Raw genomic sequence first — 15,247 nt, 5'->3', positions numbered from 1 at the left:
TTCGCGTGGCATAGCGCCGAATGACGCTGGCTGTCCACCGAGCTAAAAGGGAAAGACTGTCCGATCAACAGACTCTATCGGGCGGTCTTTTTTTGTTTCTGTTGTTCTCAACAGTCAGTTGTGAATTTACAAAATATTTACGAAAAATCATCCTTTCTTCTCTATCATTGTATGGACTCGCAAGGATATAATGGGAGTGAACGAGAAGGCGAGAGAAAGGGGAACCGGGAATGAAGAATTCCAAACGATGGGGAAGACGGGTGCTATCCGCATTGGCTGCTGCAGCGGTGCTGGCCGCAGTTCCAGTTGGGGCGGCAGGGAACGGGAAAAGCAAGGGGAAGCCGCCTGCTTCCTCGCACCGTTATATTGAGGTGCAGCTGTTAGGCATTAACGACTTCCACGGTCAGTTGAATGTGACGAGAAAAGTCGGCGGGCGGGAAGTCGGACGGGCTGATTATTTGGCCGCTTATTTGAAACAGCGGGAGGCGGAAAACAAAAATACGCTGCTCGTCCATGCCGGCGATGCGGTTGGCGCCAGCCCGCCGGTATCGGCGTTGCTGCAGGACGAGCCGACGATCGAAGTGCTCAATAAGCTCGGCTTTGACGTCGGCACCCTTGGCAACCATGAGTTTGATGAAGGAGTAGCGGAAATGCTCCGCTTGATCCATGGCGGCTACCACCCGGCGACCGGTGACTTTGCTGGAGCGGATTTTCCGTACGTGAGCGCCAACGTCGTTGATGCGCAAACAGGAAAGCCGATTCTCCCGCCATATGTGATTAAGCGGGTCAACGGCATGCCGATCGGATTGATCGGCGTCACGCTCACGGAAACACCAACGATTGTGACGCCAAGCGGCGTCGCGGGAGTCAAGTTCATCGATGAAGCAACAGCGATTAACAAAGCGGTCCGGGAACTGAAGAAAAAAGGAGTGCAAACGATCGTCGTTCTCGCCCATAACCCAGGCGTATCCAATCCGGATGGGACAAACGCAAGCGGGGAAATTGTCGATATCGCCAAAAATGTCGATGATGAAGTCGATGTGATTTTCGCCGGTCATAACCATGCCTATTTAAATGCGGTTGTGGACGGCAAGCTGCTCGTTCAGTCGTATTCGTACGGCACGGCGTTTTCTGATGTCGATTTGAAAATCGACCCGCGCACGAAAGACGTCGTCGCCAAAAAAGCGGAGATCGTGACGACCTATCATGACGGCATCACTCCGGACCCGGAAATCCGTGCCCTCGTCGAAAAATATGAAGCGAAAGTGGCGCCGCTTGTCAATCAAGTCGTCGGCACAGCAGTCGAAACGATCACCGATGAACAAAACGAAAGCGGCGAGTCCGCCTTGGGCAATTTGATCGCCGATGCCCAGCGGGCGGCGATGAAAACCGATTTTGCCTTTATGAACCCGGGCGGCATTCGCGCCGATATTGAACAAGGCGAAGTGACGTGGGGCGAATTGTACAACGTTCAGCCGTTCAACAACCAGCTCGTGAAAATGACGCTCACCGGCGCGCAAATCCGCCAGCTTTTGAATCAACAATGGCAGCCAACCCAAACGCGCATGCTGCAAATCTCCGGCCTCCGCTATACATGGAGCGCCAGCAGGCCGGTCGGAGAAAAAGTCATTGACATTCAGCTTCCTGATGGGACACCGCTAAAACCGGACGCCGAGTACACGGTGACGGTCAACAGCTTTCTCGCCGACGGCGGCGATGGGTTCACGGTGTTGACGCATGGGACAAACCGCGAGGTCGGCCCGGTCGATTTGGATGCACTTGTCACTTACATCCGCCAGTTGTCACAGCCGTTTTCGGCACAAATCGAAGGGCGGATCACAAAACTGCAATAGGCGGAACAATTATGATGTTTTTAGAAGCGAAAAAGGGATGCCGAAAACCATCGGCTCCCTTTTGGCTTTAGGAAGTTTTTTGCTCGAACAGCTTGATGATCTCCACGATCACTTCGGCCGCTTTCACCATATTGTCGGCGGAAATGTATTCGTAGCGGCCGTGGAAGTTTTCGCCGCCGGCGAAAAGGTTCGGCGTCGGCAGCCCCATGTAGGAGAGCTGCGACCCGTCTGTACCGCCGCGGATCGGTTTCACCTTTGGTTCAATGCCCAAGTTCGTCATCGCTTCGTGGGCGATGTCAACAATGTGGCGCACCGGCTCGATTTTTTCGCGCATGTTGTAGTATTGATCGTTGATTTCGAGCGTGATTCGGTCGTTTCCATATTTTTGCGCAAGCGAAGCCGCGATCTCTTTCATTTTCGCTTTGCGAGCCTCGAACTGTTCGCGGTCAAAGTCGCGGATGATGTAGTGAAGCTTCGTTTCCTCTACACTGCCTTGGAACGAAAGCAAATGGTAAAACCCTTCATATCCTTCCGTATGCTCAGGCGCCTCATCGGCTGGCAACTGCTGCTCGAACTCCATGGCGATTTTGATCGAGTTGATCATTTTTCCTTTCGCTGTGCCCGGATGGACGTTTTTTCCTTTGATCGTGATTTTCGCTTCGGCAGCGTTAAAGCTTTCATACTCCAATTCGCCCAGCGGCCCGCCGTCGACCGTGTAGGCAAATTGGGCGCCGAATTTGGCAACGTCAAATTTATGCGGCCCGCGGCCAATTTCCTCATCCGGCGTAAAGGCGACGCGCACTTTGCCGTGCTTGATTTCCGGGTGTTGAATGAGATAGTTCATCGCGGTCATAATTTCGGCGATTCCGGCTTTATCATCGGCGCCAAGCAGCGTCGTCCCATCGGTCGTGATGAGCGTATGCCCTTGGTAGTGAGCGAGCTCCGGGAAATCGTTTGGCGACAAGATGATGCCTTGTTCTTTGTTTAACACGATGTCCCCGCCGTCGTACTGTTCGATGATTTGCGGGTTGACGTTGGCTCCCGTAAACTCCGGAGCGGTGTCCATATGAGCCAAAAAGCCAATCACTGGCACGTTTTTGTCCGTATTGGCCGGCAACGTCGCCATCACGTAGCCGTTGTCATCGATCGTCACATCTTCCATGCCGATCGACTTCAGCTCTTCGACGAGCATTCTCGCCAGCTCCCACTGTCCCGAAGTCGATGGGCACGTATGGCTGTTTGGGTCGGATTGAGTGTTGACTTTCGCGTAGCAGATGAAGCGTTCGATGAGTTCCTGTTTCATTGGTTCATCTCCTTATGTATAAGTTTTTCTGGATCAACGAATCATTCCGCCGATGCAGTGAGAAAAAAGAGGCGGTTTCCGTTTTATTTTACCATATGCGGCTTCAAACGGTAAAAAAGAGGGGGGACCATTTCCTACTTGGCGCTATGATGCCCCAAAGTTGGCGTACGGACGCTGCCATTACAGGCGCCGGTGGCAGAGGACGGTTATGGTATAATGAAAAGGCCAGTGCCTCGTCCAAAACGCGAAAGTAGGTGCTTCCTGCCTCGTGCGGATGAAACAAATGGAAAGGAGAAGCCAAACCATGTCATTCAGCTACGTGTCTCATCTGTATTGTCCGAAGTGTGAACGTACATACGATGTCGACCAAATCCATCAACTTTGCGAATGCGGTTCGCCGCTTCTGGTCGCGTACGATTTGGAGTTGATGCGCCAAGAAGTGAAGCGGGAGGCACTTGCGGAGCGAGAACCGAGTTTATGGCGGTATCATGAGCTATTGCCGGTGAAACATCCTGAACATATTGTCTCTTTAGGGGAAGGAATGACTCCGCTTGTGCGAATGCCGCGCCTTGGCCGGAATATCGGCATTGACTCACTCTATATGAAAGACGAAGGCGTCATTCCGACCGGGACGTTTAAAGCCCGCGGCGCGGCGGTTGGGATTTCGAAAGCAAAGGAATTGGGCGTCAAACGACTCGCCATGCCGACAAACGGCAACGCCGGCGCGGCATGGTCGCTATACGCGGCGCGGGCGGGCATTCAGGCGACAGTCGTCATGCCGGTTGATGCACCGGAACTGACGCGAAAGGAATGCGCCATCGCTGGGGCGGAACTGTATTTAGTCAACGGCCTCATTAGCGATGCCGGGCAAATCGTCGCCAAAGCGATCCGCGAATACGGATGGTACGATGCGTCGACGTTGAAAGAACCGTACCGGATTGAAGGGAAGAAAACGATGGGACTGGAGATCGCCGAACAGTTCTCGTGGCAGCTCCCGGATGTCATTTTGTATCCGACCGGCGGCGGCGTCGGGTTGATCGGCATTTACAAGGCGATCAAAGAACTGCAGGCGCTCGGCTGGGTGGACGGCCGCATGCCGCGGCTTGTCGCTGTGCAGGCCGAGCATTGCGCGCCGATCGTCAAGGCGTGGAAGGAGAAAAAACGTGAATCGGAGTTTTGGCCGAACGCCCATACAGTGGCGTTTGGCATCAATGTGCCGAAAGCGCTTGGCGACTTTCTTGTTCTTGAGGCGGTGTATGAGACGGACGGTTGCGCGGTTGCCATTGGCGATGAAGCGATTTTGGCTGAACAGCGGACGGCAGCCGAACTCGAAGGGGCGTTCATTTGCCCGGAAGGAGCGGCGGCGTTTGCGGCGGCACGAACGTTGCGCGAGAGCGGTTGGATTCGCGACGGGGAGACGGTCGTCGTATTAAATACCGGAACCGGGCTGAAATACGCCGATACGGTGGACGTCCATCCGCCGGTGCTCGAGCCGGGGGATATGCTTCCAAAGGAGAATTGACAAGTTGGCGGAGTAGGCGCCAAACATAAAACATATGGGAAAAAATGATAGACAAACGAAAAGAGGTATTGTATACTAAATTCATCGGAATAATAAAAATGTATAAGCGATTCATCTTCGGGGTAGGGTGAAATTCCCGACCGGCGGTGATGAGGCGCTTGGCCTCTCAGCCCGCGAGCCGCAAGGCAGGATCCGGTGCGAGTCCGGAGCCGACAGTATAGTCTGGATGGGAGAAGATGAAGGTTTGCCGGCGTTCGTTTTGGCGCATGCGAACGTCTAGTTGCGCACACCCTTTTTCTCCCTTAAGCCTCGTTCGGTTTAAGGGAGTTTTTGTTGGCGCTCGCGGCGGCAGCCTTCTTCTTGTGAGGATGAATCACGAGAAGGGGAGGAGAACAAGCATGAAACGCATTTCCATCCGCGCCTTTGTCGGCATCGGAGTGTTGGGCGCCATGGCGCATGTGCTCATGATGCTCAACTTTCCGCTGCCGCCGTTTCCGAACTTTTTGCTTGTCGACTTCAGCGACATCCCGGCGCTTGTCGCCGCGCTGTTGTACGGCCCGCTCGCCGGCGTGGCGGTCGAACTCTTGAAAAACGTGTTGAACTACGTTTTTGTCGGCAGTGCGACCGGCGTTCCGATCGGCCAAATCGCCAACTTTACCGCTGGGGCGGCGTTTATTTTGCCGGTTTCCTATATTTATGGGAAAGCCGCATCGAAAAAAGGCTTGCTGCTGGGGTTGGCGGCGGGAACAGTGACGATGGCGCTCGTCATGAGCGTGCTCAACTACTACGTCTTTCTGCCGGCGTACACGCTTTTCCTCGGCGCTCCGCAGATGAGCGCGCCGGAAGCGAAGGCGTTGGTGGTATCGGCGATTTTGCCGTTTAACGCCGTCAAAGGAGCGATGGCGGCCATCGTATTTCAGCTTCTCTTTTGGCGCCTTCGTGCTTGGCTTGAGAAACAAGCGGCATCCCGCCAAGCCGCTTGATGAACAAAAAGCGAGGGTTTTTCCCTCGCTTTTTTGCGTTTGTCAAAAGCGAATCCGCGGCACCCACTCGGCAAACCGCTCCTCTTTAAACGGATTGGCGGTCATCGAATAACCGCGCTCCTCCCAATAGCCCGGCTCATCTTCCTTCATAAAGCGGATGCCCGACGCCCATTTCGCCCCTTTCCATAAGTAAAACGTCGCTGGCGGGATGAACCGGAGCGGATAGCCGTGCTTCGGCGAGATGTCCTGCCAGTCGTGATGCTTGTCTTTCCATCGATAGACAAACAAGGCATCGTCGCCCATGAGCGCCTCAAGCGGCAAGTTCGCCGAATAACCGAACCGGTCGCCGTTTAAATATCCGTAAATTTTCACGTATTTCACATCAGGATCTAGCTCCACAAAGCGCAAAAACTCGCGGAAGGCGATGCCTTCAAACGTCGTGTCGAATTTTGACCATGTTGTGACACAATGCATATCGATGGTTGAAACCGTCTTCGGCAGCTGCATCACTTCTTGATACGAAAGCGACACTTCCTCTTTCACATCGCCGAACAATCGGAAATTCCACGTCGCTTCATCGAATTGGTACACATCTCCTTCATGCAAAATCGGCCATTTTTCCGTTTCGAATTGGCCGGGAGGGAGTTGTTTCGGCATGGTGTGCTCCCCTTTCTATGTATTCGTTTATGTATACCATGATAAGGGGAAAATAAAGCGTGTGCAACTTGGCTATGGTTTTAATGCATCACAATATTGAGGACAGTCATGTAAGAATGGAATAATTTTCTTCTTATTGCACATCGTATTCAATAGGGATTTCATGGCCAAGAACAGCTATGGCGGGAGCGTGATGCCGATGGCCGAACAAAGAGAACGATGGCTCTTCCTTTTGGCACTTTGCCTCATCGCCCTTTACGTGTCCCCGCTCTTTCTCCTTGGCGAGAACGCCCATATTCGCGTCCACGATAATTTGGATTCCAATATCGCTTGGTATAAGGTGCTCTCCGAAAGCGGAAAAATCACCGGGCCGCTTGACGCGAAGATTCCGCAAATCGCCAACGGCAAGTTGTCAAGAAATGCCCTCGGTTCGGAGTTGACCGGCATCGTCTGGCTGCACGCGTTATTTCCCACGATGACTGCTTATGCGCTCAGCCAAACGATCACAAGGGTGGTGGCATTTTTGGGCATGTATTTGTTGTTGAAAACGCATTTCCTGCCCGAGCCGCGTTGGATGGCTGTTCGCATCGGCGTGGCGCTCGCATTTGCGCTGACGCTGTTTTGGCCGTCGGGGATGTTAAGCACGCTCGGCATGCCGCTTGCGCTCTGGGCGTTTTTGAGCATCCGGAAAGGCGAGGGGGAGTGGAAACATTACGTCGCGCTCACGCTTCTCCCGTTTTATTCCAGCTTTGTGCTCGGGTTCTTTTTCTTTCTTGCCGCCATGGGCACTCTTTGGCTTTTGGATGTGCTGCGCGGGAAGGGGTGGAACATCCGCTTTTTGACTTCCATCGCTTACATGACGCTGTTGTATTTGCTTGTCGAGTACCGGCTTGTGTACTCGTTTTTATGGGAAGACGAGCCGACAAGCCGGGATGAGTACTTCCATGCCCGGTTGTCGTTTTGGCATTGCGTCCGCTTGACGTGGAAAAACTTTATCCTCGGCCACCATCACGTCATGACCGAGCATACCTTTTTTATTTTGCCGGCCTGGTTGATGGCCTTGTATCTTGTTTTCATGAAAAAACGATGGAAGCAAGAACGGTTATTTCTTTTCCTATTCGGACTGAATTTCGCCCTGTCGGCGTGGTATGCATTTTGGTTTTATAAAGGGTGGCTGCCGCTTACCGAGCGGTTTCATTTTTTGGACACGTTTAACTTTGCCCGCTTTCATTTTTTGCGCCCGCTTGTCATTTATGTGCAGTTTGCGCTGGCGCTGAAAATCGTATGGCAATACAGCGAAAAAGGAGAAAAGTGGGCGAAGCGGCTGCTAGCGGCCCAAGTGATCTTGGTGTTTTTGATTAACGAAGAAATCGTCTTCCGCTACGAGCCGACGGTGAAGCAATTTTACGCGGAAAAACAGTTCCAAGAAATCAAGCAATACATCGGGCTCCCGGTGTCCGACTACCGCGTCGTCAGCATCGGCATTCACCCCGCCATCGCCCAATACAACGGGTTTTACACGCTCGATACGTACAACAACTTTTATCCGCTGTCATACAAATACGAGTTCCGCAAAATCATTGAACGTGAACTGGAAAAAAGCAAAACGATCCGCACATATTTTGACGAATGGGGCGGGCGTTGCTATATTTTTACAGCAGAACTTGGAAAACGGTATATGTTTACAAAACAGTCGAAAAAACGGCTGAAGAACTTGCAGCTGAATACAGAACAGTTGAAAAAAATGGGCGGCCGCTATATTTTCTCGGCGGTTCCGATTGACAATGCGGCGGAAAATGGACTCGTGTTGGACCGTGTATTCACGTCCGATGAGTCGGCGTGGACGATTTATTTGTATAAGGTGAATTGAAAACAGCGGCTTCTCTTGAAAAGAGAAGCCGCTGTTTTACGAGCCTAGCTATGGGGCTGATCCAACCGCGCAAGTTGCCGGTCGTGCCACCTTGAGAGCAGCCATAGGGCAATCAGTGTCCCAATCAATGTGCATACCATATCCCATTGGGTGTCCCAAATATCGCCTTGTGTGCCCAAAAAGTCTTTCGATGCCTTTCCTCCTTTGGAGATGATGGAGACGAGCCATTCGATGATTTCATACAGGGCGGCGATGGCGAGCGACATGCTTGTGACGATCGTGAAAAGCCAAGGGCCGCGCGACAGCGGCGTTTTCCGCAGCGCAATCTCCCTTAGGACGATGGCGAACGTCCCTTTGAGGAAATGGCCAAACCGGTCGTAATGGTTGCGTTCGAAATGGAACGCATCTTTGATCCAGTTAAAAAAAGGAACTTTGGAGTAAATATAATGGCCGCCGATCAACATGAGGACCGCCAGCATGGCGATGATGACATACGACATCGTTGTCAGCCGGAAGCGTTGATACAGGGCCATCACGATCACAAGCCCCACAAGCGCTGGGGCGACCTCAAGCGCCCACACCGCATAGCTGGTTGGACGAATGGCCGACCAAACGAACACAGCAGCGACGATCAGCAACAACAGCCCATGAATGCGGGTTTGCCTTGCTTGTTCCACCTTTTTTCCTCCTTGGAACAGCGAGATTCGTCTATGATCATTATTCGGAAAAACGCGGATTTTATGCGCTTGATGAAAACGTCGGAGTTTCAGCGGGCTATAAGAACCAGAGAGGAAGGGGCCGTGAAGATGCGGCGCGAAGTAACAGGCAAGGTGGGGGGATACCTCGGGTAGGGAAACATTCCTAATTTTCAACGAGGACGCGAATGTATATTCGCATTTGTTTGATTTGATGGTATAATGAAACATGCACAGCCATATGCAGGGTGGGCAGTGGCCACTCCCTGAACGAAAGGGGGTGGTGCTGATGATGTCGATTGCCGACGCGCTGACGCTCATGATTGCGTTTGCGTCACTCATCGTCGCGGTGATCGCCGTATCCAAAGACAAAAAGTAACCCACCCTGCTAGGCCGAGGCGAGGGTAGGTTACGATGCCCGAGGCTTGGGCCACTGCGCTTCTTGCAGCGGCTGTGTATGGACAGGGCATTGGTGGCCGCCAATGCCCTGCTTTATTGTACGTTCCTTCTTCTTTATTATACGCGTATAAAGAAGGGGATGACAAGAACTTTAGAGAAAGGGACAGTGAAGATCGAAAAAAATGAAAAAGAGGGTTGACTCTTTCATTTTTTTATAGTAAATTTTACATTGTCGTTCCGATTCTGAAGGAACTGAAATATAAAGATACAAAAAAACTTGACAAACTTTTGGATTGCTTTATAATAGAAATCGTCGCCATTGCCTAGTGGTGATAGCGGAGGGGAAACACCCGTTCCCATCCCGAACACGGAAGTTAAGCCCTCCAGCGCCGATGGTAGTTGGGGCCAGCGCCCCTGCAAGAGTAGGTCGCTGCTAGGCAAACAACGTGGAGTATTAGCTCAGCGGGAGAGCACCACGTTGACAGCGTGGGGGTCACTGGTTCGATCCCAGTATACTCCACCATCATGGGGCGTTAGTTCAGGGGGAGAACGCTTCGCTGGCAGCGAAGAGGTCAGGGGTTCAAATCCCCTACGCTCCATTGTATGCGGTCGTGGCGGAATGGCAGACGCGCTAGGTTGAGGGCCTAGTGGGGGCAACCCCGTGGAGGTTCAAGTCCTCTCGACCGCATCGCTCCAAACAGCTATGGAGGAGTACCCAAGTCTGGCTGAAGGGGTCGGTTTCGAAAACCGATAGGGGTGTCACAGCCCGCGGGGGTTCGAATCCCTCCTCCTCCGCCATAAATATTGACTTAGCTCAATTGGTAGAGACGAGCACCTGCTTCGTCGAGTCGGCTTCGAGTTGCCTCGACGCATCCTGCTTCCTCGAAACAGCTTGTAGAGGAAGAGGCACAGAGCACAACAATGAGCCACCTTCTTGCATTTATTTTATGCCGACTTAGCTCAATTGGTAGAGACGAGCATCTGCATCGTCGAATTTGCTTCGAGTTGTCCCGACGCATCCCGCTTCCTCGAATCCGCTGGGAGAGGAAGGGACACAACAAATGAACAATGAGCCACGATTTATATCATAATTATGCCGACTTAGCTCAATTGGTAGAGCAACTGAATCGTAATCAGTAGGTTGCGGGTTCGAGTCCTGCAGTCGGCATCACGATTACGGAGGGGTAGCGAAGTGGCTAAACGCGGCGGACTGTAAATCCGCTCCCTTTGGGTTCGGCGGTTCGAATCCGTCCCCCTCCATTTTTATTTCTTATAAGCGGGCCTATAGCTCAGCTGGTTAGAGCGCACGCCTGATAAGCGTGAGGTCGGTGGTTCAAGTCCACTTAGGCCCATCACTTATGATGGACGACAAGAATGATTCTTGTCGTCTTTTTTGCGTTGTCGCTAAAGGCATAATGTGCTCTACCATCTCCATGGAGAATCCTCTGACTTTCACATGTCAACGAAAGGGTGCCCCCGTTCAGACACCCTCCCTTGGTTTTTACTTGAAAGTGGTTTTAGCAGAGAAACTTCCGCTTCAAACAAAACTAGAAGCCGTTCACGGAACGATAGTCCGTTTGCCTAATGGACGTACTTCCCATAATCAGGGGTAGCGATACGGTCAAAATTACGGGCGAGTTTTGTCAACCCTTCACGCAGCTCTTTGCCGGCGACAGGAGCACCGTGTCCGGTGATGGCGACTGACGGAAAGAGTGCGGCTAACTTGCGCACCGACTCGCGGGCGGCGCGCCAATCGATGGTATAATAGCGCGGCGGGCCGCTGATTTCGATTTGTTGGGTCAACACTTTATACAGTGAATCTTGGCGGACGGTGACGAACACGTCGCCGGCGATTAAAGCGGCGTCGCGCGGCCGAAATAACGAAATGTGGCCTGGCGTGTGCCCCGGTGTGTGGATCCAGCGGAACTCCGGCAAGTGCGGAACGGTGCCGTCCTCTGGCAGCGGATGAACGCGATCGCCCAGTTGAATCGGTTCATTTGGGAAAAACGGTGATATTTTGGCGATGAAGCCGCCCTCGACGGAAGCGTCAGGTTCAGGATAGCTCGCCTTTCCAGTCAAATACGGCAGTTCAGCCGGATGGGCATACACCGGGACATTCCAATGCTTGACAAGCTCAACAATCGCTCCAACGTGGTCAAAATGGCCGTGGGTTAAAACAATGGCTTGCGGGCGGCTGCCGCTGCCAAAGCGGTCTTCCACGACTGAAACAATGTCATCGGCTGATCCCGGCATGCCAGCGTCGACCAATACAAACGCGCGGTCGTCCGGGCGGCCGACAAGACAAATGTTCACGATTTGGATCGTATGGCAGTACAAATCGGGCAGCATGCTGACTCCGAGGCCGCTCGCTGCTGACGTCGCAGGTATGAAACGATAGTCTTCTCCGTAGTGCAGTTGTTCCTCTGCCATGGGAACTCCCTCCTTGCACGAATGGATAGCCCATCGATAGGATTCCTTATCGAGAAGCGGGATATGCAACGCTAGGTTCGAACGGAAAACACCTTCCGCTTTTTCCTCTTTGGCCGCTTGCTCGACATGCCCCGCCAAATAATGGTACTATAAAGGAAAGGAGGAAAGGAGGAAAACAGGATGAGCATTTTGAAAAAAGGATTGGCGTTCGGGCTTGGGCTTGCGATCGCCAGCAAAGAACAAGTGGAAAAAATCATTGACGAGTTAGTCAAAAAAGGGGAATTGTCGCTTGACGAATCGAAGGAAGTGATCGATCAATGGAAACAGCAGACCGAAGCGCGGAAAACGGAAGTGCAGCGGCTTGTACGCGAGCAAATCAAGCAGGTGATCGATAAACTCGACTTGGCGACGAAAGAAGACGTGCGGCAGCTCGAGGAGCGAATCCGCCGTCTTGAAGAAAAGGAACAAAGCGGGCAGTAAACCGATGCGGCCTGTCCGCTCGCTTTTTGCCGCCTTAGGAGAGATGTCTCGATGATCGGAAAACGGATGCGCCATATCGGAAGGTATCACGAAATCGCCGCCTCCTTGCTTCGGCACGGATTCGGGATGATCGTCGATGAACTCGGCTTTTCGTCGTTTCTTTCGTTGCCGCCGCGATGGAAAGCGGAGCAAGGGAAAAAGGAAGGAAAAACGGTTGGGGAGCGGCTCCGCCTTGTGCTTGAGGAGCTCGGCCCGACGTTCGTGAAGCTCGGGCAAATTGCCAGCACACGGCCGGATTTGATTCCCGCTCCGATCATCAGTGAGCTCGAAAAGCTGCAAGACCAAGTTCCGCCGTTTCCGTTTGCCGATGTCCGCCGGATTGTCGAAGCGGAGTTTGGAAGTTCGCTGGAAACACTCTTTCGTTCATTTGAGGAAATGCCGCTCGCTGCCGCTTCGCTTGGACAAGTGCACCGGGCGGTTCTTCCTTCCGGACAGGCCGTGGCGGTGAAAGTGCAGCGCCCGCACATCGCTGCGCGGGTGGAGACGGATCTGGAAATTTTGCAAGATTTGGCCGTGCTGGCGGAACGCCGTCTCGATTGGGCGGCAACCTACCAATTGTCTGAGATTGTCGATGAACTGGCGCGTTCATTACGGCAGGAGCTGGATTATACAGTCGAGGCGCGCCATGCGGAACGGTTTGCACGGCAGTTTGCCGGCGATTCGTCGGTGTATGTCCCGAAGGTGTTTTGGGATTATACGACGAAAACAGTGCTCACGATGGAATATGTCGAAGGGATCAAACTCGGGGAGATCGAGCGGTTGAAAGCGAACGGCCACTCCTTAAAAACGATCGCCGAGCGTTTGGCTGAAGCAACCTTTCAACAAATGTTTGAGCATGGATTTTTTCATGGCGACCCTCATCCTGGCAATGTATTTGTTCTTGACGATGGAACGCTTTCCTTCATTGACTTTGGCTTGATGGGCCGCCTTCGACCTCATGTCAAACATCATCTTTCTTCACTCATCATCGCCTTAATGCGGCAAAACACGGATGGGGTGTTGGGTGCGATTTACGGTTTAGGAATTGTTCCTGACGGAGTCGATGAAGGAAAATTGCGCGATGATATTGACGAGTTGCGGGAGAAATACTACCGCGTCCCGCTCGGTGAGATCAGTCTTGGGGAAGCCGTCGAGGATTTGCTTTCGGTGGCATTTCGCCATGGCATTCGCATCCCAAGCGATTTGACGCTGTTAGGGAAAGCGCTGTTGACGGTCGAAGGGGTCGTGGAGACGCTTGATCCGCAGTTTCGCATCATGGATGTGGCCGAACCGTTTGGGAGAAAGCTGATGAAAGAGCGTCTTCGGCCTGACCGTGTAGCGGAAACGGCGTGGAAACGGATTTTCGACTACGGTGAATGGCTGCTTCGCTTGCCGGACAGCGTAAAGGAATGGACGAAAATGATGCGGCACGGCAAGCTTCGGCTGGAAATCACGGCGCCTGATTTGGAAACGCTGCTAAAGAAGCTCGATCAGATTACGAACCGGCTGTCGTTTAGCATCGTTCTTCTTTCGCTGAGCATCGTCCTTGCCGGGCTGATGATCGCTTCCTCGCTCGGGCGGCCGTCGACGCTGCTGTGGAAGATTCCCGCTGTTGAAATCGGATTAGGCGCGTCCGCTTTTCTGTTCGGTTGGCTGCTTTACTCGATTTTTCGTTCGGGAAAATTTTAGCGTTTGTTGCGCAATGATTTCTTTTTTCGGAGATTCTTGAAAGTTTGATGCAGTCCGATCCATGAAAGGGGCTGACCCAAAAGGCGATATATAGTGTGACAGAGAAGCGGCTGGTGCTTATATATAGCGATGAGAGAGGGTGTCCCAGTCCTTTTGGGACACCCCCTTTTTTCATCAATAATAATAAATTTGCACGAAGCACGTTTGTTAAGCCATGCTAGACAGCTTGATGGGGTGGAAAGCCGGTGGGGGCGCCGGAATAAATTCCACACTTTGAATTATACTAACAGTGCTGTCTGAGACTGCGTTTAGGGAGTGGGAAATGGGTTAGGGAGGATCGATGATGACGGTTTCTCTTCCTGTTGTTTGGATGGTGGAATTGGCAGCGGTCATGTTGAGTATAGCGGGAAGTTTTTGGATCGCCAAACGGCATATACGGAGATATGCGGTTTTGTATGCATTCAGTGCGGTGACAGGCATCGTTCTTTGCCTTGCGTTTGTCTATGCAGGCTTTTACTCCTTCCCTGTTAAGCTCGTTCCTTATACACCGATTCCGCTCGTTGAAATGGCAACCGTCATTCCGTTTTTCGTTTTGTTTGGAGTCAAGTACAGTCCGGAAAGCTGGGCATGGAAGTTGCCGTTTTACTTTGCGATGGTGCAGTTGATTATGTTGTTCGAGTTGGTTGCTCTTGTATCGCCGCTCCCTCTGATTGATTATAAGGAACAGTGGGATGTGTGGGATTCATACACCGCCTGGTGGCTGTATTTGCTTTTCTTTGAGTGGATGGGCGGAAAAATCGTCCCCCAAAAAGCGCGCTCCCCGCTTGCGGCTTCCTCTTTCCGCTACGGCCGGTGGGGATGGATGATCGTCCATGCGATTGCCATGACTACCGTTTTTTTAGCTGGAGTGTACGCCGGGTGGAACATAAAATAACTGGCAGCAGGCCATCCATGTTCGGACAGCCAGCAAACAGAATGTCTGGATGCGGACGAGAAAGCGGATCGATGCGTAGGCGATGAATATGATGTTCAAGTTTGCGTCTGTTGTGGCCGGCCTAGGGTGTGTGGGCGCTGTGCAAAAAAGATCGATGATTTTTTCCTTTTTCTATTGGCTGGGCAGGATTTTGATCTGGCTGGAGCGAAACTATATAGATGCAACGAAATCGTTTCACATATCCTTGACGGAAAAGTGGCTCATCCATTTTTGACTGTCGAAGGCAAGCCATAGGCTTGCCTCCGTCACGCTAAGGCGTGACGGAAGACCGAACAACGACTCGCTTAAAGACCCATTCATGGGTCTTTAAGCGGTGTTGTTCGGTCACTCGAC

Annotated in this window: 12 protein-coding genes, 7 tRNA genes, 1 rRNA gene and 1 riboswitch; of the genes, 16 read left to right on the top strand and 4 right to left on the bottom strand. The window is 52.4% G+C overall.

The features are described 5' to 3' along the window. Nucleotides 1-230 precede the first annotated feature (230 nt). Nucleotides 231-1,853 (top strand): bifunctional UDP-sugar hydrolase/5'-nucleotidase, encoded by a 1,623-nt coding sequence (locus GHH_RS08915; protein WP_015374886.1) that lies wholly within the window; start codon nt 231-233, stop codon nt 1,851-1,853. A gap of 67 nt (nt 1,854-1,920) precedes the next feature. Here the strand turns inward: GHH_RS08915 and pepT are convergent, their stop codons facing one another. Further along, nucleotides 1,921-3,156 carry a peptidase T gene (pepT, locus tag GHH_RS08910; RefSeq protein WP_015374885.1) on the bottom strand — a complete coding sequence of 412 codons (1,236 nt, stop codon included), beginning with the start codon at nt 3,154-3,156 and terminating at the stop codon, nt 1,921-1,923. Between the two features lie 304 nt (nt 3,157-3,460). Here pepT and GHH_RS08900 point away from each other — a divergent pair, with 304 nt between their 5' ends. Both GHH_RS08900 and GHH_RS08895 read left to right on the top strand, forming a co-directional pair. Further along, nucleotides 3,461-4,678, top strand: a complete 1,218-nt coding sequence (locus tag GHH_RS08900) for a threonine synthase (protein ID WP_015374884.1) — start codon at nt 3,461-3,463, stop codon at nt 4,676-4,678. A gap of 109 nt (nt 4,679-4,787) precedes the next feature. Beyond that, nucleotides 4,788-4,920, top strand: a riboswitch (FMN riboswitch). A 126-nt stretch (nt 4,921-5,046) separates the two neighbouring features. Further along, nucleotides 5,047-5,661, top strand: a complete 615-nt coding sequence (locus tag GHH_RS08895; RefSeq protein ID WP_122983937.1) for an ECF transporter S component — start codon at nt 5,047-5,049, stop codon at nt 5,659-5,661. Between the two features lie 42 nt (nt 5,662-5,703). Here the strand turns inward: GHH_RS08895 and GHH_RS08890 are convergent, their stop codons facing one another. Further along, complete coding sequence (locus GHH_RS08890) at nt 5,704-6,318, bottom strand: sulfite oxidase-like oxidoreductase (protein WP_015374882.1); 615 nt, start codon at nt 6,316-6,318, stop codon at nt 5,704-5,706. Between the two features lie 199 nt (nt 6,319-6,517). Here GHH_RS08890 and GHH_RS08885 point away from each other — a divergent pair, with 199 nt between their 5' ends. Next, complete coding sequence (locus GHH_RS08885) at nt 6,518-8,188, top strand: DUF6044 family protein (RefSeq protein WP_015374881.1); 1,671 nt, start codon at nt 6,518-6,520, stop codon at nt 8,186-8,188. Nucleotides 8,189-8,232: 44 nt separating this feature from the next. Here the strand turns inward: GHH_RS08885 and GHH_RS08880 are convergent, their stop codons facing one another. Beyond that, nucleotides 8,233-8,865: a DUF2238 domain-containing protein gene (locus tag GHH_RS08880; protein ID WP_015374880.1), complete on the bottom strand. Its 633-nt coding sequence runs from the start codon at nt 8,863-8,865 to the stop codon at nt 8,233-8,235. 307 nt (nt 8,866-9,172) lie between these two features. On the opposite strand from GHH_RS08880, the gene GHH_RS19515 reads away from it, so the two are divergent. The 9 genes from GHH_RS19515 (at nt 9,173) to GHH_RS08840 (ending at nt 10,634) form a co-directional block, all read left to right on the top strand. Further along, complete coding sequence (locus tag GHH_RS19515; protein ID WP_021322622.1) at nt 9,173-9,262, top strand: putative holin-like toxin; 90 nt, start codon at nt 9,173-9,175, stop codon at nt 9,260-9,262. Between the two features lie 342 nt (nt 9,263-9,604). Beyond that, nucleotides 9,605-9,721 (top strand): 5S ribosomal RNA (rrf, locus tag GHH_RS08875). A 9-nt stretch (nt 9,722-9,730) separates the two neighbouring features. Continuing rightward, nucleotides 9,731-9,805: transfer RNA gene (locus tag GHH_RS08870), tRNA-Val, on the top strand. Between the two features lie 4 nt (nt 9,806-9,809). After that, a tRNA-Ala gene (locus tag GHH_RS08865) sits at nt 9,810-9,881 on the top strand. A gap of 6 nt (nt 9,882-9,887) precedes the next feature. Then, nucleotides 9,888-9,970 (top strand) — tRNA-Leu (locus GHH_RS08860). Between the two features lie 17 nt (nt 9,971-9,987). Further along, nucleotides 9,988-10,080 (top strand) — tRNA-Ser (locus GHH_RS08855). 297 nt (nt 10,081-10,377) lie between these two features. Further along, nucleotides 10,378-10,450 (top strand) — tRNA-Thr (locus GHH_RS08850). A gap of 10 nt (nt 10,451-10,460) precedes the next feature. Beyond that, nucleotides 10,461-10,542, top strand: a tRNA-Tyr gene (locus tag GHH_RS08845). A gap of 18 nt (nt 10,543-10,560) precedes the next feature. Next, nucleotides 10,561-10,634 (top strand) — tRNA-Ile (locus tag GHH_RS08840). A gap of 229 nt (nt 10,635-10,863) precedes the next feature. Here the strand turns inward: GHH_RS08840 and GHH_RS08835 are convergent. After that, nucleotides 10,864-11,712 carry an MBL fold metallo-hydrolase gene (locus GHH_RS08835; protein ID WP_015374879.1) on the bottom strand — a complete coding sequence of 283 codons (849 nt, stop codon included), beginning with the start codon at nt 11,710-11,712 and terminating at the stop codon, nt 10,864-10,866. A 180-nt stretch (nt 11,713-11,892) separates the two neighbouring features. On the opposite strand from GHH_RS08835, the gene GHH_RS08830 reads away from it, so the two are divergent. The 3 genes from GHH_RS08830 to GHH_RS08820 all read left to right on the top strand — a co-directional run bounded on the left by GHH_RS08830 (nt 11,893) and on the right by GHH_RS08820 (nt 14,854). Next, on the top strand, nt 11,893-12,192 hold the full coding sequence (locus tag GHH_RS08830; protein ID WP_011231247.1) for a phasin family protein: 300 nt from the start codon (nt 11,893-11,895) through the stop codon (nt 12,190-12,192). 51 nt (nt 12,193-12,243) lie between these two features. After that, complete coding sequence (locus GHH_RS08825) at nt 12,244-13,920, top strand: AarF/ABC1/UbiB kinase family protein (RefSeq protein ID WP_011231246.1); 1,677 nt, start codon at nt 12,244-12,246, stop codon at nt 13,918-13,920. Nucleotides 13,921-14,263: 343 nt separating this feature from the next. Beyond that, nucleotides 14,264-14,854, top strand: a complete 591-nt coding sequence (locus GHH_RS08820; RefSeq protein ID WP_015374878.1) for a CBO0543 family protein — start codon at nt 14,264-14,266, stop codon at nt 14,852-14,854. Nucleotides 14,855-15,247: the final 393 nt, after the last annotated feature.

This window comes from Geobacillus sp. GHH01 (assembly GCF_000336445.1).
GTDB classification, from domain to species: domain Bacteria; phylum Bacillota; class Bacilli; order Bacillales; family Anoxybacillaceae; genus Geobacillus; species Geobacillus zalihae.
Note: the sequence above shows the minus strand (reverse complement) of the source record. Positions and strands in the feature narration are given on the sequence as shown.